Origin of the sequence: Micromonospora palythoicola, from assembly GCF_036689795.1 — a bacterium.
GTDB classification, from domain to species: Bacteria; Actinomycetota; Actinomycetes; order Mycobacteriales; family Micromonosporaceae; genus Micromonospora; species Micromonospora palythoicola.
On the sequence record NZ_JBAGKI010000002.1, the window covers coordinates 33,322 to 54,347 of the forward strand.

Annotated in this window: 17 protein-coding genes; 4 read left to right on the top strand and 13 right to left on the bottom strand. The window is 68.9% G+C overall.

Translation table 11 applies throughout. The features are described from left to right. The first annotated feature begins 196 nt into the window (after positions 1-196). From V5O40_RS01245 to V5O40_RS01255, 3 genes are all read left to right on the top strand, one after another. Entirely contained in the window at positions 197-7,204 is a 7,008-nt protein-coding gene (locus V5O40_RS01245; RefSeq protein ID WP_332903815.1) for a polymorphic toxin-type HINT domain-containing protein, read from the top strand. Then, positions 7,204-7,746 (top strand): hypothetical protein, encoded by a 543-nt coding sequence (locus V5O40_RS01250; RefSeq protein WP_332903680.1) that lies wholly within the window; start codon positions 7,204-7,206, stop codon positions 7,744-7,746. The genes V5O40_RS01245 and V5O40_RS01250 overlap by 1 nt, the downstream gene beginning before the upstream one ends. A 318-nt stretch (positions 7,747-8,064) precedes the next feature. Continuing rightward, complete coding sequence (locus V5O40_RS01255; protein ID WP_332903681.1) at positions 8,065-8,562, top strand: hypothetical protein; 498 nt, start codon at positions 8,065-8,067, stop codon at positions 8,560-8,562. Between the two features lie 1,054 nt (positions 8,563-9,616). Here V5O40_RS01255 and V5O40_RS01260 read toward each other — a convergent pair. The 7 genes from V5O40_RS01260 to V5O40_RS01290 are packed head-to-tail and all read right to left on the bottom strand — an operon-like array spanning position 9,617 to position 14,624. Further along, the gene (locus V5O40_RS01260; RefSeq protein WP_332903682.1) at positions 9,617-10,219 is read right to left on the bottom strand and encodes a TetR/AcrR family transcriptional regulator; all 603 of its coding nucleotides are present in this window, start codon (positions 10,217-10,219) and stop codon (positions 9,617-9,619) included. A 12-nt stretch (positions 10,220-10,231) separates the two neighbouring features. Beyond that, complete coding sequence (locus V5O40_RS01265) at positions 10,232-10,369, bottom strand: hypothetical protein (RefSeq protein ID WP_332903683.1); 138 nt, start codon at positions 10,367-10,369, stop codon at positions 10,232-10,234. Positions 10,370-10,401: 32 nt separating this feature from the next. After that, on the bottom strand, positions 10,402-11,904 hold the full coding sequence (gene mhpA / locus V5O40_RS01270; RefSeq protein WP_332903684.1) for a bifunctional 3-(3-hydroxy-phenyl)propionate/3-hydroxycinnamic acid hydroxylase MhpA: 1,503 nt from the start codon (positions 11,902-11,904) through the stop codon (positions 10,402-10,404). Then, positions 11,901-12,254, bottom strand: a complete 354-nt coding sequence (locus V5O40_RS01275; protein WP_332903685.1) for a DoxX family protein — start codon at positions 12,252-12,254, stop codon at positions 11,901-11,903. The genes mhpA and V5O40_RS01275 overlap by 4 nt, the downstream gene beginning before the upstream one ends. Then, on the bottom strand, positions 12,254-12,562 hold the full coding sequence (locus V5O40_RS01280) for a hypothetical protein (RefSeq protein WP_332903686.1): 309 nt from the start codon (positions 12,560-12,562) through the stop codon (positions 12,254-12,256). Before V5O40_RS01280 ends, V5O40_RS01275 begins: the two co-directional genes overlap by 1 nt. Beyond that, positions 12,559-13,494, bottom strand: coding sequence for a fumarylacetoacetate hydrolase family protein (locus V5O40_RS01285; protein WP_332903687.1), 936 nt, complete (start codon positions 13,492-13,494; stop codon positions 12,559-12,561). The genes V5O40_RS01280 and V5O40_RS01285 overlap by 4 nt, the downstream gene beginning before the upstream one ends. Next, positions 13,491-14,624 carry a VOC family protein gene (locus tag V5O40_RS01290; RefSeq protein WP_332903688.1) on the bottom strand — a complete coding sequence of 378 codons (1,134 nt, stop codon included), beginning with the start codon at positions 14,622-14,624 and terminating at the stop codon, positions 13,491-13,493. The genes V5O40_RS01285 and V5O40_RS01290 overlap by 4 nt, the downstream gene beginning before the upstream one ends. 138 nt (positions 14,625-14,762) lie before the next feature. Here V5O40_RS01290 and V5O40_RS01295 point away from each other — a divergent pair, with 138 nt between their 5' ends. After that, a complete protein-coding gene (locus tag V5O40_RS01295; RefSeq protein ID WP_332903689.1) occupies positions 14,763-15,437 on the top strand; it encodes a TetR/AcrR family transcriptional regulator in 675 nt (224 codons plus the stop codon). A 1-nt stretch (position 15,438) separates the two neighbouring features. Here V5O40_RS01295 and V5O40_RS01300 read toward each other — a convergent pair whose 3' ends face one another. The 6 genes from V5O40_RS01300 to V5O40_RS01325 all read right to left on the bottom strand — a co-directional run bounded on the left by V5O40_RS01300 (position 15,439) and on the right by V5O40_RS01325 (position 21,022). Next, complete coding sequence (locus V5O40_RS01300; protein ID WP_332903690.1) at positions 15,439-16,587, bottom strand: FUSC family protein; 1,149 nt, start codon at positions 16,585-16,587, stop codon at positions 15,439-15,441. 111 nt (positions 16,588-16,698) lie between these two features. Next, entirely contained in the window at positions 16,699-17,883 is a 1,185-nt protein-coding gene (locus V5O40_RS01305; protein ID WP_332903691.1) for a low temperature requirement protein A, read from the bottom strand. Beyond that, positions 17,880-18,101, bottom strand: a complete 222-nt coding sequence (locus tag V5O40_RS01310) for a hypothetical protein (RefSeq protein ID WP_332903692.1) — start codon at positions 18,099-18,101, stop codon at positions 17,880-17,882. Before V5O40_RS01310 ends, V5O40_RS01305 begins: the two co-directional genes overlap by 4 nt. Positions 18,102-18,142: 41 nt before the next feature. Continuing rightward, entirely contained in the window at positions 18,143-19,090 is a 948-nt protein-coding gene (locus V5O40_RS01315) for a patatin-like phospholipase family protein (protein WP_332903693.1), read from the bottom strand. Positions 19,091-19,208: 118 nt separating this feature from the next. Then, complete coding sequence (locus V5O40_RS01320) at positions 19,209-19,433, bottom strand: hypothetical protein (protein ID WP_332903694.1); 225 nt, start codon at positions 19,431-19,433, stop codon at positions 19,209-19,211. Between the two features lie 38 nt (positions 19,434-19,471). Continuing rightward, a complete protein-coding gene (locus V5O40_RS01325; protein WP_332903695.1) occupies positions 19,472-21,022 on the bottom strand; it encodes a long-chain-fatty-acid--CoA ligase in 1,551 nt (516 codons plus the stop codon). Between the last annotated feature and the right edge of the window lie 4 nt (positions 21,023-21,026).

Below are 21,026 nucleotides of genomic sequence, written 5' to 3' on the forward strand. Positions count from 1 at the left end.
CCCCGGGTGCCGCCGACCAAGGCGGCCCGCTCACCTGCTGGCCCGAACACATCCCGTCCAGACCTTGCAACTGTCGATATGACCCATCTGCACCCTTGCTCCATGCGGCTGTCCTGACCGGGGAGAAAGCATGTTCGCTGCATCACCTGCCCACGATTCGCGGCAGCCACGACGGAGCTTGCATCGAGCGGGCCGCCTGCGTCGGTGGATCGCCGGCCTGACGGCCGTTCCCGTGGCGGCCTCGCTGCTGGTCGGTGTGCCGGCCGAGGCGGTCGCACCGAAGGCAGAGCCGGCGAGGCCGCCGGCAGAGAAACTCGACACGCACGGCGCTTCGGTGTCGGGCCGGGCGTGGACGCAGAAGCTGATGCAGGACACGCCGCTCCCGAAGCCGGCGTGGCCGACAGCCAGCACCGCCCGGGTGACCCTCGATTCACCGACCACGTCAGGTCGGGGCGTCAGAGCGGGTGCCCTTCCGGTGTGGGTCGCTCGCGGCAGCGGTCCGGCCGGTTCGCGGGTCACCAGCGTCGACGTGCAGGTGGTGGATCGGGAGTCACTGCCGGGCAGTTGGCGGGACGGCCTGGTGCTCAGGGTGACGGCGCCGGCCGGGGCTGCGGCCGGCAGCGCGAAGGTGTCGGTGGACTACAACTCGTTCCGGCACGCGGTGGGCGGTTCCTGGGCGTCGCGGCTGCGGCTGTGGCAGGTCCCGACCTGTGCCCTGTCGACACCGGACGTGCCGGGTTGCCGGTCCGTGCCGCTGCCCACGAGGAACGATCTCGGTAAGGGGGTGGCGACCGCTGAGGTGACCGCCCCCACCTCGACGATGCCGAGGGAACTGGCCCGGTTGTCGGGGGGTACGACCCCGGCCAGCGGCTCGTTCATCGCTTTGGCGGCGGCTGGGTCGGGCGCGGACGGCGACTTCACCGCCACCGGTCTCGCGCCGTCGTCGACCTGGTCGGCGGGCGGTTCGTCCGGTGACTTCTCGTGGAACTATCCGCTGCGTACGCCGCCGGCGACCGGCCCGGAGCCGTCGGTCGCCCTGGCGTACTCGTCGGCCTCGGTGGACGGCCGCTCGGAGGTGACGAACAACCAGCCGTCGTGGATCGGTGAGGGTTTCGACTATTCGCCCGGGTTCATCGAGCGGCGGTACGTGCCCTGTGCGGAGGACCGGAAGACAAGCGGCGCGAACAACACCGCCGATACCGGTGACCTGTGCTGGCGCTCGGACAACGCGACGATGAACCTGAACGGCCGCAGCACCGAGCTCATCTTCGAGACCGGCAAGGGTTGGCATACCCGCTCCGAAGACGGTTCGAAGATCGAGAAGTTGACCGGGGCGTCGGGCAACGGCGACAACAACGGCGAGCACTGGAAGGTGACCACCACCGACGGCACCCAGTACTTCTTCGGCCTGCACTCGCTGCCGGGCCACACGGCGAAGACCAACTCGACCCTGGCCGTGCCGGTGTTCGGTAACCACACGGGGGAGCCGTGCCACGCCACGTCCTTCGCCAACTCCTCCTGCCAGCAGGCATGGCGGTGGAATGTGGACTACGTCGTCGATGTGCGCGGCAACACGATGTCGTTGTGGTACGGCAAGGAAACCAACAAGTACGCCCGCAACGACACCGACTCCGACGACGTGTCCTACGACCGGGCAGGGTATCTGGAGCGGATCGACTACGGCACCTACGACCGCACGTCGGACATTCACGGGGTGACGGAACGCAGCATCAGTCCGTACGCGCGGGTGGTGTTCGACACGGACATGCGGTGTTTCGACAACTGCGGTACCGAGTCGAGCCCGGTTAAGGCGTCGTGGAAGGACACTCCGTGGGATCAGGAGTGCAAGGCGTCGGCGACGTCGTGTGCGCAGCAGTACTCGCCGACATTCTGGACGACGAAGCGGCTGAAGAAGATCACCACGTGGGTGTGGGACACCACCAGACCCACCCCGGAGTGGCAGGACGTCGAGTCGTGGACCCTGTCGCACACCTTCGCGGCCACGGCGGACTCCACGCACACGGGACTGTGGCTGAGCCGCATCGACCACGCGGGGCATGTCGGCGGCACCGTCAGCCTGCCGCCGGTGACCTTCGAGGCGGAGTCGTTGCCGAACCGGGTGCTGACCGAGCACGGCACGACCGACAACTGGCTACGGATCTCCAGCATCGTGACGGAGACCGGATCCCGCATCAAGGTCGACTACGCGCAGCCGGAGTGCACCGAGGCGATCGTCGAGACCTTGAACCCGCACACGAACACGAAACGCTGCTACCCGGTGCGGGTTCCGGACCCGGCCGACCCGACCGGCGAGCGGCTCATCACCGAATGGTGGCACAAGCACCGGGTCGAGCACGTCGCCGAAGACGACATCCAACTCGCTGACGGGCACCAGGCGCCCTCGAAGCACACCTGGTATCAGTACGTGGGATCGCCGGCGTGGCACTACGCCGACGACGACGGTCTGACCAGGCCGGAGCGCAAGACATGGTCGCAGTGGCGTGGCTACGCGCAGGTCAAGACCCGCGTCGGTGACGACTCGGCGACCCAGACACTCGCCGTGACGACCTTCATGCGGGGTATGCACGGCGACAAGGCCAGCCCGAGCGGCGGCACCCGCAGCGTGACAGTCCCGGCCTCACTGGGCACCGAGACCGTGTACGACGAGGACCAGTTCGCCGGCCAGGTGCGCGAGCAGGTCGTCTACAACGGGGTCGAGACCAAACCGGTGTCGAAGACGGTGAACGTACCGTGGCGGTCGAACCCGACCGCGAGCCGGACGATCAACGGCGACACCGTCGAGGCCCGGTTCGTCGACACGCAGACCACCTACACGGCCACCGCCCTGGGCGTCGACGGGAGCCGGGGCTGGCGCACCTCGCGGGGCACCAAGAACCTGGATCACACGTACGGCACGGTCAACTGGTCACAGGACGACGGCGACATCGCCGTCACCGGCGACGAGACGTGCATCACCTACCGCTACAACCGCAACACCGGCAAGAACCTCACCACCACGGTCAAGCAGACGACCACCACCGCACTGGCGTGCGGTACGAACCCGTCCTCGGTCGACGACGTGATCTCCGACGCCCGGACCTACTACGACGGGGCCAGCAGCGTCGACACCGCACCGAAGTACGGATCGGTGACGAAGACCGAGCAGCTCAAGGACTGGTCGGTCGGGACCGGCACCGTGTGGCAGGTCGTGTCCCAGGGCAGCTACGACCCGGCGGGCCGGCCGGTGAGCGCGACCGACATCAAGGGCAACGTCACCACGACCGCGTACACGCCGGCCGTGGGCGGCCCGGTTTCCAAGGTGACCACGACCGGTCCGGAACCATTCAAATGGACCTCGTCCGTGGAGATGAACCCCTACTGGGGTTCCACGGTCAAGGCCACCGACCCGAACAACAGGGTGATCTCGGACGTCGAGTACGACGCGCTCGGCCGCGTCAGCAAGGTGTGGGCCCTGGGCTGGACCAGGGCAGCCAATCCGACCACCCCGTCGGCGCAGTACACGTACACGTTCGCCGCTGGCCGCAACGCCTACCCGTTCGTCAGGACACAGGCGTTGAACGCGGACGGCAACTACGTCACCTCGTACGAGATCCTCGACGGTCTGCTGCGCCCCCGGCAGACCCAGAGCCTGGCGGTGGACGGCACCGGGAACCGGGTCGTCACCGACACGATCTACGACAGTCTCGGCCGCGCCGCGACCTCCTACGGGGCACACGCCGAACCCGGGGCACCGTCGGGCACGCTGTGGTGGGAGCCGGAATGGTCTGTCCCCGCCGTCTCCAAGACCGTGTTCGACCGGGCGTCACGTCCCACGAACGCGATATTCCTGGCCGGTGACGGTGTGTCGAATCTGGAGGAGGAGTGGCGGACGGTCACCGCCCATGAGGGTGACCTCGCCACGGTGACGCCGCCGCAGGGCGGTACCCCGACCACGACGGTGACCGACATCGAGGGCCGCGTCGTCAAGCTGCGTCAGCACACCACCGCGGCCGGTGTCAGTGGGGCGTACCAGGAGACCCAGTACGTCTACAACCGCAAGGGCCAGCTGGCCAGGACGGTCGACCCGGCGGGGAACCGGTGGGTCAACGAGTACGACGCCAAGGGCCGCCTGTGGCGCACGACCGACCCCGACAAGGGCGTGACGACCAGCACCTTCAACGACGGCAACGAACTGGTCAAGACCACCGACGCCCGCGGTGAGGTGCTCTGGTACGTCTACGACGCGCTCGGGCGGAAGAAGGAACTGCGCGACGACTCCGCCACCGGAGCGCTGCGCGCCGAGTGGAAGTACGACACCCTCTTCACCGGACAGGGCGGATTCAAGGGCCAACTCACCCAGGCGATCCGGTACGAGCCGGCGGGTAGCAGCAACGCCTACCGGTGGCAGGTGGTCAGCTTCGACGGCCGCTACCAGCCCAAGGGCGTCAACTACGTCATCCCGGCAAACGAGACCGGTCTGAGCGGTACCTACGGCTACGGCTACGGCTACTCGGCGGCGACCGGCGCACCGACGTCGATCTCCTACCCGTCCGGCGGTGGCCTGGTCACCGAGCAGGTCACCACCGACTACGACGCGACCACCGGGATGCCGGTGCGGCTGGACACCAGCCTCACCGGCTCCAACGGCACGATGGCCACCGCCAGCTACACCGCCTACGGCGAACGCAGCGGCTCGATCTACAAGATGCCCGGCGGCGTGTGGACCCAGGACACGATCTACCGCGACGAATCCACCCGCCGCATCGACCGCACCACCGTCGAACGGGAAACCACCGTCGGCACCGTCTCCGACCGCAACTACCGCTACAACGACATCGGCAACCTCACCTCCATCGAGGAGAAGCCCCAGATCGGTCAGGCCGACACCCAGTGCTTCCGGCAGGATCCGCTGGGCCGGCTCACCACCGCCTGGACGCCGAAGGCCGGAGTCGACTGCCAGACCGACCCGATCGTCGCGAACCTGGGCGGCCCGGCACCGTACTGGCACGACTGGACCTTCAACACCACCGGCTCACGACTCACCGAGACCAGCCACACCGCCAGCGGCGACACCACCCGCACCTACACCCTGCCCACCGGCGGTCAGGACGTGGTACGTCCCCACGCCGTCACCGTGATGACCACCCAGGCACCCGGCCAGAGCAGCGTCGCCAGCACCTACGCCTACGACGCCGCAGGCAACACGACCTGCCGGCCGACCGGCACCGCCGCGAACAATTGCGGCACCGGCACCAACAGCCAAACCCTCGGCTGGAACGCCGAGGGCAAACTCGCCACCGTCTCCGCCGGCGGTCAGACGGTCGAGACAAACGTCTACGACCCCGACGGCGTCAGGATCATCCGCCGCGACAGCACCGGCACCACCCTCTACCTGCCCGGGCAGGAGATCCGACGCGAAGGAGGCGTCAACACCGGTACCCGCTACTACAGCTTCGCCGGCACCGTCTGCGCCTCCCGCACAGGCGGCTCGGCGACCACCAACCTGACCTGGCTGTTCGACGACCACCAGGGCACCCAACAGGTAGCGGTGAACGCCGGCACCCAGGCCGTGTCGATCCGCCGCCAGACCCCGTACGGTGCAGCACGTGGTGCCAACCCGGTCTGGGTGAACAACAAGGGCTTCGTCGGCGGGGACATCGACCCCACCGGGCTGACCAACGTCGGTGCCCGGCAGTACGACCCGACGCTGGGCCGGTTCATCTCCGTCGACCCGGTCCTCGTCGCCGACGACCCCGACCAGTACGACGCCTACCAGTACGGCGGCAACAACCCCATCGACAACGCCGACCCCACCGGCCTCTACCACACCGAGAACGGCGAGGACACCGGCGACCGCGCCTACGTCGACACCACCCCCTCCGGGGAACGAGTAACCAGGATCGTCAAGAAGTACGTCCCCCCGGCCTGCGGAGCCAGCTGCCAGCAACAACGCGAGACGTACCGGCAGGCCAGCAACGAACGCGCCGAAGCAGAACGCAAACAACGCGAATGCCAAGCCAGCTTCTGGTGCCGCAACGCCGGCGCCGTCGGTGCGGTCGCCGGTGTCGCCGCGGGTGTCATCGTCGGTGGAGCCTGTACGGCCGGCAGCTTCGGCGTGGGCGCCGTCGGCTGCGCCGCGATAGGTGGCTTTGTCGGCGGCTATGTCGCCTCACTCACCACCAACAGCCTTGACGCCGACGAAGAAAGCTTCCTGCAACTCGCCGGCGAAGCCGTCGTCGGCGGAGCCATCGGCGGCGTGCTGGGCGCAGGCGGCGCGGTTCTCCTGCCAGCCCTCGGCGCAGGGGCCTTCGGCCTCGCCGCCGGCGCTGGCCTGCGTACGTCCGTCGGTATGGCAGGTGCCGGGGCGCGATCAGCAGCCCGTGGCGGTGCAGGAGCCGCAGGTAGTTGCTTCAAGAGCTTCAGCAGCGACACCGAAGTGGTGATGGCGGACGGAAGTACGAAGCCAATCGGAGACATTCAGGTCGGCGACACCGTCCTGGCGACCGACCCCGAAACGGGGAAGGAAGGCGCGCGTGAGGTCACCCACCTGTGGGTTCACCAGGATCAACTCGTCGACTTGAAGGTGAGCGGCGGGAGGGTCGCCACCACTGAGGACCACCCGTTCTGGAACGTAACCGACCAGCAGTGGCAGGACAGCCAGGAGCTCGACGCCGGAGACCTGCTGTACACAGCCTCCGGAGACACTCTCGCCGTCACGGGGCTGGACTGGGCGACCGCTCAACATGGCACCGCCTACAACCTCACCGTCGCCGACATCCACACGTACTATGTGTTGGCTGGCAACACGCCGGTCCTCGTGCACAATTGCGGTACCTTCGATAACAAAATGCCGGGGGCGTTGGCTGGAGAATTGTCTGCTGCCGAACGCCTCGGCGTCACGGTTTCGAGGCCCGGCTCATCTTCGTTTGATGCTGCGGTATCTGGCGGAACGGTTAAGTGGGCGGTTCTCGAAGATGGAAGCCTCGTTGTTCAACCTAAGTTCGTAGGGGGTCATGAAATCTCACATGCTGTTTTGAGTCGGGGAGCGCCCGTTCGCGCAGCAGGTGAGGCTGACATCGCAGGATCGTCGTCGTCGGGCTATTTTGGATTGGATATTAACAATCACAGCGGACATTTCCGGCCGTCTGCGGAAAGCCTGCAAATTGGTCGCGATGCGTTCGAGCGAGCGGGGATTGGATTCTAGTGATTGACCTGGACGAGCTGACCGATCTGGATCTCCGCGACCTTGCGACCTTCCTTGCCGAGCAGGCGCCTAGCTGGTACGGAACGCCCCAGGGGCAATGGCGTTCCGTGCTTGAACTTTTCACGTCGCGGCTGGCCTCATCTGATCGGCAGATAGTAGCTCGGGAACTGTCTCTGCTGCGTGACGCACACGACGTGCTGATTGCGGCAGCGCAGCGCGACGGTGCTCTAGATGAGCGCGAGAGTATTTTGCGCCGGGTTAATGTTCTCGTGGCTTTGGCAGAGAGTTCTACCGATGATCTGGAAGTAGATAATATGGCGACGGCGGTAAAGCGGATGGTGCTGGAGGGCCTTCCTATTTCGCTCGAACTGGCACGGGCGAAGGCACCATTCTGGCGCACATCGTCGACGGACGAGATTCGCGAGATGCGCTTTGCAAAGAATCTGTTGAGTCCGCTCAAGCCGATTGCAGAACGTGGTCTTAACCCGGATGACTCCGCGAAAGTCGATGCCTGGTTGGGACTGTTGCCGTCTCTTCCGTAGTGCGCTGTAGTGCGGTCGCGGGCGCTGCTGTCGATGGGGGTTGCTGTCACGGTTGATGTCAGATGATCAAACGCATACATGATTGTCGATTTATGCCGTGACTGTTGTTGGCGGCTCGATACTGGCGGGCGTGCGCGCGGGGCCGTAGGCCTTGAGCGCGTGCGCGCGGCCCCGGCTTCGGTCGGGGCCGTTCTTGATCCTGTAGAGCAGTTTTGAGCCAGTCGGATCTTGGTCGGCGGCCTGGTCCGGGCGATCGTAGGCACTCCGGTACATTTTTCGTTGTTCGACAAGCGCAAGGCGGGGAGAGGAGTTCTTAACATGGTCTCCGCGACTGATTATGTGGACGTTGTTCGGCATCGCATGATTGCCGATGGATGTGCGGTGACTAACGAGACTATTGGCTCGTTGCCGGTGGTGGTCGGATACCGGGCGCGGGTGCGGCTGCTAACGCGGATTCACGTCTTCGCGGTCGCGGCCAAAGCGGAGTGGGTCGATGAGACCAGCCTACGGGATTTCATTGACGATGTGGTCAACCTGGGGCTGGGGCGCAAAGGGCAGTGGCGCGGATTGCAATCGGGCGTGATCGTGCTGCCGATCCTGGTGACTGAGTCGGTGGACCCGGCGGCTGCGGCGTTGACGCAGAAGGCGTACCGCCTCAATCTGAACGGCTTCGCGGCGATGGCCCAACCGGCCGTCGTGAATGTGAAGGCGGGCAAGGTGTGGACCTTCCGGGGAACCAGGTTGTGGGGTTACGCCTTCAACTCGCTCGTCAAGCAGTTGTACCAGGCCTACCTACCGGAGCCGGTGACCACGTGAGTTGATGGCGGGCGGCTCGGTAGGTCGGCGTTGGCGCGGCTGGGTGGGTGGCGTACCAGGCGGAATCCAGGGCGAGCACTCGGAAGCTGGCGAGCGCGCCGGGCGAGCGGCAGGCGGGTGCGAGCAGCATGTGGACGGCCAGCCGCCCGGACAGCGTGCGACCTCTATCCGCCGCTTACGCTCCGGCTCCTGGCCGCCGGGCAGGGCGTTGGGCGAGCGGACGAGGAGTGTGCCCTGCAGTATCACCATGGCGGCAACCGGCCAGTTCGGCGCGGCGCCGGTCGGTCCCACTGCTGGAACCGGCGGTAGGTAACGGGTGGCTCGCTCCGGGTGGTGGTTGGAAGGGCCAACTGGTGCTGCGGGTGGTAGGACGACTCCTTTACACGGCTGGTTTATGCTCCATGCGACCTGGACAAACGTGCGTGAGCCTGCCGCTGCGCCATTGGACTACCTGGGGGCAAGGGATCGTCGGTTCGAATCCGGCCGTCCCGACAGTGCGAGGGTTTTCGCAGGTCAGAGGCTTGCGGGGACCCTCATTTTGCTATCCAGGCTCGACGTGGCGGTGGGTAAGCCGTTGCTGGAACCCTTGACTCGGGTGGTTCTGCGAGTCGATCGCGCCCGGCCTGCCTGAGGATCGCCTGGTAGGCGTGCCGAATCGGCGTATCCGAGGGTGTTGTTGGATCGCTTGACAGTGGACTATTCTGGGTGAAACGGGCGCGTCCGATCCATCCGAGCCCGACCGGTGGACGTGGTTCGGTGTGGGTCGTCCACGTCCAGCTACGCCTCGCCTGAGGTGCCCTCGTCGACCTTCGCCGGCACTGGGAACGCCCAGCACTGTCCGCCGGCCGGGCCGTCGTGCCGTTCGCCCTCCACCGGCAGGTGAAGGGCACCACCGCGGGTCGTCGTCGAGGTGTCGCACGACGCCCACACGTCGACCCCGGCGAGGGTGGGGCGCCTTCCGCCAGCCCGCCACCGGCTACCTGTCGCTGCGGTGCGACGGTGACCGGGCGCGACGGCACGGTGGCCACCCAGACCATTATTCGCGCGTACCGGCTCAGGCAATGGCGAGCGCCGGGAGCAGGATGTGGTCGATCAGCCCTTCGATGTACGCGTTCGGGATGGGCCGGCGTTGCACGCAGGCCCGGTAGGCGGCCATGGTCGGCACCACTCGGGCGAGCCCCGCGGCGTCGGCGTCCGCCGCCGCCTCGCCCCGGGCGACGGCCCGCTGGATCAGCAGCAGGTTGGCCGTCGCCCAGGGCTCGATGATCGCCTTGTCGACTGCCTCGCCCAACCCGGGATGGTCGGCGAGCATAGAGGTCAGCCCGGCCATGATCCGGAATCGCCGGCTGTCAACGCCGTCGCTCGAATCGAGCAGCGCGTGCAGGTCGCCGCGCAGCGTGCCGGTGTCGGGCAGCGCCCCGGGACCGAGCTGATTGTCGAGCCGACTGACCGCGTCGAGCACCAGGTCGGCCTTGGTCGGCCAGCGCCGGTAGACAGTGGCCTTGCCGGCGCCGGCCGCCGCGGCGACCATCCCGATCGTCAGGTTCCGAAAACCCGCCTCGGCCAGCACGTCGAGCGTGGCGTCGAGGATCGCCACGTCGCGCGACGGGTCTCGCTTACGGCCCACCCGGGCGGGCAGCCGATCGCCGGCATCCATGCCCGCTCCCGATCAGCTCAGGACAGGCGCGGCCGGCTCGCCGGCGCGCTGCCGCAAGACCGGCCGGATGCAGGCGAAGGTGGCGACGGCGAGGGCGACACCGAAGATGAGCCCGAGGCCGGTGCCCAGCAGCACCATCGACGGCAGCACGTCCGTCAGGTAGTGCAGCTTGGTCAGCCGGGTCAGCCAGAGCAGCGCGAGGGCTCGATCAGGCTGGCTAGCTGCCTGGCGGCCGCAAGGACGGTGCCGTCGGGGCGGACGATGGCTGCCTGTGCGTGACCTCTTCTCAGCCATCGGTGCAGTTCGCTGCCCGGTGCGGCACTGACGACCACTGCACCCTGGCGTGTCAACTCCGCCCGTTGCGCCGCCGACGGCTCTACGGAGGTGACGATCGCGAAGCGGCCGGCCGCCACGTCGTCGAAGCGGAGATCGCTGTCGATGATGGCGTTCGGGCACAGTCGGCCCGCGAGGTTGCGACGCAGGCGTGGCCTTGTCACCAGCTCTGAGCGGCGCAGCGGGGGTGTCTGGCTGTCTGTGGCCAGTTTCTTGAGACCGGGTACGAGGTGCAGCCGTGGTGCCACGGCGCGCCGGATGAGGTTGCCCAACTCGCCGCCGGCCGTCATCGCGGTGCCGATGAACCTCGCCAACTTGATCATGGCGTGGGCGTGGTGCCCGCGTTCGATCTCGTAGGTGTCGAGCACGGTCTCGGCGAGGGTCCCGTCGAGTACGCCGGCGAGTTTCCAGGCGAGGTTCATGGCGTCGCGCAGGCCGGCACACATGCCCTGGCCGATGAACGGTGGGGTGAGGTGGGCGGCGTCACCGAGCAGGAACACCCGGCGGTCGCGCCAACGGTCGGCGAGCTGCGCGCGGAAGGTGTACTCGGCGGTGCGGATGATTGCCAGCTCCGCGACGGGGAGGGTGCCGGTCCACGGCGAGATCAACGGATGAAGCCGGGCCGGGTCGCGATAGTCGTCGGCGGTCTCGCCGGGCCTCAGCTGGAACTCCCAGCGGTAGCGGGTCTCGCCGATGCGCATGTACGTGCCGGCGCGGGCCGGGTCGGAGAGCTGGTGCACCCCCTCCCACTGATCGAGGTCGGCTTCGGTGGCCACGTCGATGACGAGCCAGCGCTGCGTGAAGCCCAGGTCCCGCATGCTCGCACCGATGGAGGACCTGGTCAGGCTGTTGGCGCCGTCGCAGCCGAGGACGTAGGCGGCGTGGACGGACCCGGGTGCGCCGGTGGCGGTGTCGGTGAACTCGACCCGCACCCCGCCGCCGTCCTGGATCAGTGCGGTGACCTCGGCGTTGCCTCGCAGGGTGGCGCTGTCGTACCGGGCCAGGTTCCCGCGCAGGATCGCCTCGAGTTCCGGCTGGTCGAACATGCTCCCCTGGGGGTAGCCGTGCCGGCCCGACGCGACGTCGCGCCGGAACTCGGCCAACACCCGCATGTCCCGGTCGAGGAGGCGCAGACCCAGGTGCGGCCGGGAGATCGCGGCGAACTCGCCCCCGAGCCCGAGCCGCGCCAGGATGCGGTGCACCTCGTCGTCGAGGGCGACGGCCCGGGGCTGGGGGTAGATCGAATCCCACCGTTCGAGGATCAGGCACTCGACGCCGTACTGGGCGAGCAGCGTCGCGGCGGTGAGCCCGGTGGGGCCAGCGCCGACGATCACCACCGGAACCGCTGTCATCGCGTCAGCACTTGAAGGACGAGGTAGGCGGCGACGAGGAGCCCGCAGACGAGGGCCGGTGCGTACTTCTGGGGGCCGTCTCCCTTGCGCAGGTGCACCACGAGGGCCCCGGTCAGCAGGAGCAGCAACCCGGTGCCGGCGAGGGCGCCGATCAGCGGCACGGTCAGGCCGACGAGCAGTCCGGCCGCACCGGCGACCTCGAGCAGGCCGATGCGGCGATAGGCGGCGACGGAGAAACCGGCCTCCGTGGCACGTTCGCGCATCGGTTGCAGGGCCAGGGTCTTGGCCGTGCCCAGGGCGAGGAAGACCAGCGCGAGCAGCACAGCGAGGATGGTCGCAACGAGCGTCATCAGAGAGTGTCCAATCGCCATTCGATGGCATGACGGCCCAGGGTCGCCTTCACGGAGTCTTCCTGGGCGGCGGGATGAATCGTCACAGCGGCCACGATGGAGCCTGGCCGTTCGCCGAGGTGGCCGACGCGTACGCCGTCGATGGTCGACAGCGGTCGAGGCGCGTCCGCCGCCGCCGTGGGTCGCGCCGCTTGCGTGGGCAGCGCGTACGTCGATTCGGGTAGGCTCCGCGCTTCGAGCGGGACTGCTTCGGTCGCGGCCAGGGCTTCGGGTGTTGCGTGGTTTGGCCAGTGCAGGGGCCCGGTCATTGGGCGTATCGCACGACGGTGCGCTGCCGGCCCAGGTCGATCGTGCCGTCGTCGGTGGCGATGGTGGCCTCGACGATGTCGCCGTCGGCGAGGTATCTGGGGTTGCGGGCCTGGCTTTTGAAGAACATCTTCCATTTGACGGTGGGCGGTAGCAGCGAGGCGATGATCTCGACCGGTTTCGGTGGTGCGCTCAGGGCCGTGCCGGCGGGGGTGCCGGTCAGCAGCAGGTCGCCGGCATCGACGCGTTGGAAGCGGGTCAGCGCCTGCAGCGCCTGGACCGGGCGGTAGATCATGTCGGCGGCGGTCATGTCCTGCCGGAGCTCGCCGTTGACCCACAGCTTCAGCCGCAGGTCGGTGAAGCGCGTGAGCTCGTCGGCGTCGAGTAGCACCAGCGCGGGACCGACCGGGGTGAACGTCGGGTACGACTTGGCCTCGTAGAACTGGGTCTTGGGTAGCTGGACGTCGCGTGCCGAGATGTCGTTGGTGACCACCAGGCCGGCGACGTGCTCGGCGAGGTTCTCGTCGGTGACCGTGGTGCCGACCGGCATCTCGCGGCCGAAGACCAGCCCGATCTCGACCTCGTAGTCCAGCAGTGTCACGTGCCCGGGGCGGACCACGTCGGCGTACGGGCCGCTGATCGAGCCGGAGGTCTTGCGGAAGAACGTCAACGGGACGGTGTCGGGGTCGCCGTTGGTGTCCGTGACGTGCGAGGCGAAGTTGGTCATCTGGGCGACGACGCGGCAGGGTGCGGTGACCGGGGAGAGCAGCGCGAGGTCGTCCACCGGGACGCTGTCGCCGCTCGCGGCGGCGGCGATTGCCTCCCGGTCGGCCAGTAGTTCGGCGGTGGTGGTGGCGCTGGTGTGCACCTTGGCGGCGCCGGTGGGGGTGAGGACCCACCAGGCGTCGGCGGTGCGCAGGACGGAGGTGCTCATGAGGTGAACGCTTTCATCAGGCCGTGGAGGCGGCGGAGGTCGAATTCGTTGTCCGCGCGGAGCGCGCCGATGACGGCGCGCAGCTCGCGAAGTGCTTCCGGTCCGGGCTTCACCCCGAGGAAGTCCCTGGTGGCGGGTGGACCCCACTGGGCGAGCCCGGAGGCGCTCATCGGTGCCCAGCCCGGCTCGAGCGTGCAGTCGAACAGGTCACCGTCGGTGAAGTGTTCGACCAGGAAGCCGTCGGGGTCGCGCCAGTAGTCGAAGATCTGGCTGCCCTGGATGTGCCGGCCGATCCCCCAGGACCGTTGGTAGCCCCGATCGAGCAGGTGCTCGCCGCCTGCGGCAAGGGAGTCGAGGTCGGGGACCTGGTACGCGGAGTGCACGTACCGGTTGGCCGGACCGAGGGTCATCGCGAGCGTGTGGTGGTCGGTGGGTGTGCTGCCGCGGTCGCAGCGGATGAAGCTCATCACCGGGCCGCGCTCGCGTTGCCCCTGGTGGTAGAGGAAGTCGCTGACGATCAGGCCCAGGTGCTCCAGATACCAGTCGAGCGTCTGGCGGTACCGGGTGGTCTGCAACACGACGTGACCGAGCCGCTGCACCCTGGCCGGGACGCGCGGCGGTCGCTGGGTGGCGTTCACCCGGGCCACGTCGTGCCCGATGTTGAACGTCAGGGGCGCCTGGGTGGGCAGCGTGGGCAGCTGGTGGGTGTCCGCGACGACGCGTACCCGCGTCCCGTTCGGGTCGACCAGGTCCACGGCCACGCCCCCGAGACTGTCCGGCAGGGGGCGCAGCGTCGTCCCGGTCGCCTCCGCGAGGCGCAGCACGTCCTGCCCGTCGGCGGCCCGGAACGTGGGACCGAGGAACCGCGAGCGTGGGCCCCGACGGATGAGCACGCAGGGCGAGCCGGCGTCGGTGCCGCGCAGCTGCACCTCGTCGGGAGTCCGCAGGGCGGTGGTGAAGCCGAACGCCGCGGCGAACGCCTCGGCCCGCTCGAGGTCGGGCTTCTGGAACTCCAGCCAGGCGAGGTCGTGCACCTTGACGATCGGGTTGCGGGCCCGGCCGGGGTGTTCGCCGGGCAGCGCGCCCTGTTCGCTGTGCAGACCGGTGTGCGGGTCGTGGCGCTCGATCATGTCCCCCTCCCTCCAAGTTGACGAAATCGTCACTTACGAGGTTAGCGTCAGTCAAGGGTGAGTGACGATTTCGTCAGCACTGAGTTCCATGTGGGTTAAGGTGGGCGTGGAGCGTCGGGGAGAGGTGGGGAGGCAGGCATGACGCAGCAGACCAGACATTCGCCCAACCGCCTGGAGCGGCGGAAGGCGCACACCCGGTCGGCGCTCGTCCGCGCCGCTCAGACCTTCATCGCGGCCGGCAGGCCGAACGTGCCGATCCTCGAGCTCACCCAGGCGGCCGACGTGGGGATGGGGTCGTTCTACAACCACTTCGACAGTCGGGAGCAGCTCATCGAGGCCGCCGTCGAGGACGCCTTCGACCGCTACGGCGCCCTGCTCGACGAGCTGACCGTGGGCCTGGACGACCCGGCCCACGTGTTCGCGCAGAGCTTCCGGCTGACCGGGCGCCTCCACCGCCGCCAGCCCGAGCTGAGCAAGGTCCTGCTCAGCACCGGCCTGGCCCTGGCCCGCTCGGACAAGGGCCTCGCACCGCGAGCCCGGCGCGACATCGAGGACGGCGTGCGTGCCGGGCGGTTCCACGTGCGGGACCCGGAGCTGGCGATGGTGACCGTGGCCGGCGCCGCGTTGTGCCTCGGGCAACTGCTGCACGACAAACCCGAGCGTGACGACGCCACGGCCGCCGACCAGGTCACCGAGGACGTGCTGCGCATGCTTGGTCTCCCACCAGCGGACGCCCACGAGATCTGCCGGCGCCCCTTGCCGCACTCCGACGGCGACCGCCTAACGGACCGACGGTCGGTAACCCGCCGATGACCTAGGCGGTACTGGCCTCCCGCACGATCCGGTTGGCGGTCTGCGGCTCGCATCCGGTGGCCCGGAGCAGGTCGCTGGCCATGGTGCGGAGCTGGATCACCATGGCGTCGGAGAAGGGCTTGCGCCCCTTGCGGTAGGCCCGGCCGGCCAGCCGCGCGCCGTGCTCGACCGCCTGGTACGTCTGCTCGAAGGGCCGACCCGTGCGCGCCTCCCGCCGGAGCAGGTGGACCGCCTCGGCGAGCTTCCCGACGGCGGCCGGGAGTTCCTCCGGTATCGGCTCGTCGTACTCCAGCGTGGTCGCCGCCCAGCGGGCCAGCTCCCGGGCCCCGAGACTGACCCGGCGGATGTGCGGGATGCCGTGGCGGTAGTGCTCGACATCGAGACGGCGCTGCCAGCGCGCCGGGGCGATCACCGTGACCTCCTCGGCGCCGCCCAGGGCCTCGTCCATGCGTTGCAGGTCGGGGTCCATCGCACTCAGCTGATCCAGTGCGCGCAGCGCCCGGTCCCGATCGCGCTCGGTCAGGGCGTGTCCCACCTCATGTAGCTGCGTACGGAGGGTCGAGGCGACCGGTGCGGTGGCGCTGTTGAGGATGCGCATCGGATTGACGGGCAGCAGGAGCGCGACCACCACCAGCGCGACGACGCCGCCCACCCCGGCGTCGACGATCCGCGCCCACTGCAGGCCCTGCTCGAACTGGGCGAACGTGGCGATCAGCACGGCAGTGCTGCCGGCCTGCGCGACCAGCGCTCCGCTGTGCCCGGTCGCCAACAGGGCGACGGCGATGGCCAGCGCCACCACCAGGCCGATCTGCCAGAGCCCGAAACCCAAAATGTCCACGAAAAGATCACTGATCACCAGGCCGAGCCCCACGCCGAGCATCAGTTCGGCGGTGCGTCGGGCGCGCTGACCCAGGGCGGCGACGATCGTGCCGACGGCCGCGCTGGGCGCGAAGATCGGCGAGGGCCGGCCGAGCACGTCGTGCGCCAGCGCCCAGGACAGTGCCGCGGCGAGCCCGCACTGCGCGGCGACGAGCAGGATGACGGAGAACAGCCGCAGCCTCAACCGTCCCGCCTCACCGCTGCGACGCCGGGCCTGGGTCGCCACGGCCCGGGCGGCGCGGCGAACGGCGTCGTCCCGGTCGGCAGCCATGACGGGTGTTACCCGGCCCGGCCCGCACGAATCCCCGCCGTACCGGCGCGTCGACCTGCTCGGCGGCTCTCGCGGGGTGCGCAGGCTCCGGCCAGGGCTCCGACGCGGGCGCTAACCGGGGGGTGACGGCGTTTCGGACGGGACTCGCCGGGCACGCAGCGTGTCGGCGACGGCGACCCCGGCGAGGACGAGGGCGGCGATGCCGGCCACCGCGATCGGCGGCGCGGACCTCGTCGCGGGGGTGACGGCGGCCAGGGCGAGCGCGCCGGTCACCCTGGGGGCGGAGACGCGACCGAACACCGCGTACTCGAAGGCGGCCCGTCCCACGAGGAAGAGCGCGGGTCCGCCGAGGATGACGGTGGTCCAGGCGGGTTCCGCGTGTCCGAGTGGGTGGGCGATGACGAGTTCGTCGCCGACGGCCATGGTGATGATGCCGGCGACCATGATGACGTGGGAGTAGATGGTCAGGATGGCGACGCGGCGCGGGTTGGCGGTCGCGGCGATGGCCTCGGCCAGCAGGGCTCCGGCGCGGTGGATGTAGACGCGCCACAGCAGGGCCGTCGTGGTGAAGGCCAGCAGCGCCCCGACGACCTGGTCGGCCCCGAAGTCGCCGCCTCCCAGCGTCAGTCCGGTCACCAGGATCGGCTCGCCCAGAGCGATGATGAAGAACTGCTGGTAGCGCTCGGCCGTGTGCTCTTCGGAAACCACGACCTCGAGTCGACGCTCGCCGCTGCGACCCAGTTTGGGTGTCGGGAAGCCGAGCGCGATCCCCGCGTACTCGATGACCGCCGCCGTCATCCACAACACGGCACGGCCACCACCGGTCAGCAGCGCACCCGCGATCCATGGGATCGCGGCCATCCCGGCCCAGAACGCGAGCCGCACCGCACTGGTCCGTGCCGCGTGGCCACGCAGGTAGAAGATGGCCACAGCGAGGCCGCCGAGGCGGACGGTGACGTACGTACCTGCGAAGACCAGGCCCGTGCGGCCGAACGCCTCAGGCGTCGCCGCCGCCATCACGAGGGTGCCGAAGATGATCGGCATGGTCAGCAGTTGTACGAGCCGATGCTGCGGGTCGAACGCGTCCAGGAACCTCGCCGTGGAGAACCAGACCGCCAACACGGCGAGCAGCAACACCAGTGTCTGGAACGCGCCGGTCCAGCTCAACTGCTCGAACAGCTCCTGGGAGAGCCGGAGGAACGCGAGGACGAAGACCAGATCGAAGAAGAGTTCCAGGAATGCCGGCCGCGACTGGTCAGGTCGTCGCAGCAGCACCCCCAGCCGTCCCGTCGTCATCCGTCGTCCGCTTCGACCGAGGCGGACCGTCGCCCGGCGGGGACGAAATCGCGAAACAGGATGCGCGCGATAGCCGCCGCCGGGATGGCCAGCAGGGCTCCCACCAGACCGCCCAGTTCGGCGGCGATCAGGACGCTGACCACGATCAGCGTGGCGAGGATCAGACCGATGACGATCATCGTCCGGTGGGCGGTGACCCGGTCACCGGCAGCACTCACCCGGCGCAGCTACCCGCTATCGGTCGCACAAAACCAGAGCGTCAAGCCAGCGGGCTCGACTCCAGCGCCTCCGTAGCCGCCCGCCGACCGACTTCGATCATCTCGGCCGCGCGGTGGAAGTCCAGCATCCGGACGTCCTGTGTCGGTACCTGGATCAGCAGGTCCGGCGGGTGGGCAGCCAACCGGTAGCGGATGAGGAGATCCCGCACGGCTTCGATCGAGAGGCTCATGACGTCCAGGGCGCGCAGGTCGGCGGGGAGTGCGGCATCCCGCCCGTCGTCCGGGGTGAGGGTCTCCGCGGAGGCGTCCGCTGTCGGACCGCCGTCGCCGGTGGTGACCCGGTCGGCGGACCGAGGGGCGGCGGATCCCCGGTCCACCCGCCACCGGCCCAGCTGCGGGCCGGCTGACTCCCAGACGTTCGCACCGTGCCGGGAACTGGTGCGGGCGGCCTTGAGAGGCAGCGACACGGCGACGACCGCGTCCGCCGGCATGCAGGTGGTCGGTGCCATCGGCAACGGCTCCATCAGGCCCCCGTCGGCGAGGAGCCGGCCGTCGACCATGACCGGCGTGATGGCCGTCGGCACCGCGATCGAGGCGCGCACGGCGACATCCACCGGCCCGTGCTGAAACCACACGGCCCGGCCGGCCCGCAGGTCGGTCGCCACCGCCGTGAAGGGTACGGGCAGCTGTTCGATGCGTACGCCGTCGAGCAGTTTCCTGACCTCGTCCATGACCTTGTCGCCGCGGATGGCCCCGGGGGCGCCCAGCTTCGGGTCGAGCAGGCGCAGCACGTCGCGTTGGCCGATGGTGCACACCCATTCGGCATAGGCTGCGAGCTTGCCGGCCGCGTGCAGCGCCCCGACCAGGGCGCCCATCGACGAGCCGGCGATCCCGACGATGTCGAACCCACGCTCCTCGAGAACCTGGAGCACCCCGATGTGCGCGTAGCCGCGCGCCCCGCCTGCGCCGAGCGCCACCGCGATCCGCACGTCACCACCCTCCGGTGTGTTCGGCCGACGAGAGCCGGGAGGCCCCGATGCCGAGCAGGTCGAGCCGCAGCCCGCTCGGTGCCTCGGGAGCCCTCGGTGACATCCGTCGTGCTGACACTCAATCACGAGCGGGAGGGCCCTGGTGGTCGGTCTCGACATCCTGCGACAGCGCGACGGCCAGGGCCGAGGTGCGGGCAGCCGCCGCCGAATTCCGTGAGCAGCTCCTGCGGCGGATCGACCAGACCCAGCCGTGCTGGACGGCATACACGCCCGTGGTCACGCCGACGAGCTCGTCGGCACCGCGCGCTCCTGAACCTTGCCTGTAGGTCAGGGTTGCGCCCACGGGGTGTCGCTGGTCCTGCCGGGCCCTCCGACCCGCGGTTACGCGTCGTCGCGGAGCCGACGCTTCAGGATCTTGCCGGTGGATGTCGTGGGCAGTTCGTCCCGGAACTCGACCAGACGCGGGTACTTGTAGCCGGCCATCCGCTGCCTGCACCAGTCCATCAACTCGTCCTCGGTCAGCTGGGCTCCCGGTTGGCGGATCACGAAGGCTTTCACCTCTTCGCCGTGTGACGGATGCGGCACGCCGACCACAGCCACCAGGCTCACGTCGGGGTGGGTCATCATGATCTCCTCGATTTCCCGTGGATAGACGTTGAAGCCGCCGCGGATGATCATGTCCTTGGCTCGATCGACGATGAAGTAGTAGCCGTCCCCGTCGCGCCGGGCCACGTCGCCGGTGCGGAACCAGCCGTCCCGGAGCACCTCGACGGTCGCCTCGGGGCGACCGTGGTAGCCCTTCATGACGTTGTGACCCCGGATCGCGATCTCGCCCGGCTCGCCCTCCGGCACCTCGTTCCAGTCCGCGTCGACCAGCCGCATCCGTACCCCACAGACCGGCTGCCCGATCGAACCGGGCTTGGCCTCCCGGCCCGGGTGGTTGAACGAGGCGACCGGGCTGGTCTCGGAGAGGCCGTAGCCCTCGCGGATCTTGACGCCGTAGACCTTCTCCACCTGCTCCAGGATCTCCACCGGAAGGGCTGCGCCGCCGGAGACCGCCATGCGCAGGTTACCCGCGATCGCGGCGACGTCGACCGTCTCCCGGCCGGCGGAGAGCAGGCCCCAGTACATCGTCGGCACCCCGGCGAAGAAGGTGACCTTCTCCCGCTGCATCAGCGCCAGCGCCGTGCCGGCGTCGAACCGCGGCAGGAGAACCAGCGTGGCGCCGGCGTACAGGCCCGCGTTCATCTGCACGGTCTGCCCGAACGAGTGGAACAGCGGCAGCGTCACGAGGTGGACGTCCTCGTCCGCGGCGCCGAAGAGACGCCAGCACGTCGTGGCGTTCATGACCATGTTGGCGTGGCTGAGTTCGGCGCCCTTGGGCTGTCCCGTCGTGCCGCTGGTGTAGAGGATCACCGCGGTGTCGGTGGCCTGGGTGGTCACGGTCTCGAACCGGGGGGCCCGGCCGGCGAGCGCGGATCCCAACGTGCTGGCACCCTCGATCGGGCTCGACGCCCGGGGGTCGGCGGTGATGAGGAAGAAGTGGTCGCAGCCGTCGGCGCCGCCGAACCCCTGCCAGCCCTCGGCCCCCATTGGTAGCTCCGGGGTGCCCTCGAAGCAGAGGTACGCCTTGGCGCCCGAGTCCTGCAGGTGGTAGGCGATCTCACCGGCCTTGAGGAGCACGTTCAGCGGTACGACGACCGCCCCCGCCTTGAGAATGCCGTAGTAGACGACCGGGAAGTAGGGAAGGTTCGGGCAGGACAGCGCGACCCGGTCGCCCGGCTGGATGCCGCTGTCGACGAGCAGGTTCGCGACCTGGTTCGCCGCGGCGTCGAGTTGGGCGTACGACAAGCGGCTGTCACCGAGCACGACGGCATCCCGGCCGGGTAGCCGTTCGGCGGTGCCCTCGAGCATGAGCGCGAGGTTGAGCATGGCG

Coding starts and splice junctions, on each gene's coding strand:
- V5O40_RS01275 (WP_332903685.1), bottom strand. CDS start 12,254: ATGACGCTCGTTGCGACCATCCTCGCTGTGCTGCTCGCGCTGGTCTTC.
- V5O40_RS01280 (WP_332903686.1), bottom strand. CDS start 12,562: ATGACCGGGCCCCTGCACTGGCCAAACCACGCAACACCCGAAGCCCTG.
- V5O40_RS01305 (WP_332903691.1), bottom strand. CDS start 17,883: ATGACGACGGGACGGCTGGGGGTGCTGCTGCGACGACCTGACCAGTCG.
- V5O40_RS01300 (WP_332903690.1), bottom strand. CDS start 16,587: ATGGCTGCCGACCGGGACGACGCCGTTCGCCGCGCCGCCCGGGCCGTG.
- mhpA (WP_332903684.1), bottom strand. CDS start 11,904: ATGACAGCGGTTCCGGTGGTGATCGTCGGCGCTGGCCCCACCGGGCTC.
- V5O40_RS01255 (WP_332903681.1), top strand. CDS start 8,065: ATGGTCTCCGCGACTGATTATGTGGACGTTGTTCGGCATCGCATGATT.
- V5O40_RS01325 (WP_332903695.1), bottom strand. CDS start 21,022: ATGCTCAACCTCGCGCTCATGCTCGAGGGCACCGCCGAACGGCTACCC.
- V5O40_RS01260 (WP_332903682.1), bottom strand. CDS start 10,219: ATGGATGCCGGCGATCGGCTGCCCGCCCGGGTGGGCCGTAAGCGAGAC.
- V5O40_RS01290 (WP_332903688.1), bottom strand. CDS start 14,624: ATGATCGAGCGCCACGACCCGCACACCGGTCTGCACAGCGAACAGGGC.
- V5O40_RS01285 (WP_332903687.1), bottom strand. CDS start 13,494: ATGAGCACCTCCGTCCTGCGCACCGCCGACGCCTGGTGGGTCCTCACC.
- V5O40_RS01295 (WP_332903689.1), top strand. CDS start 14,763: ATGACGCAGCAGACCAGACATTCGCCCAACCGCCTGGAGCGGCGGAAG.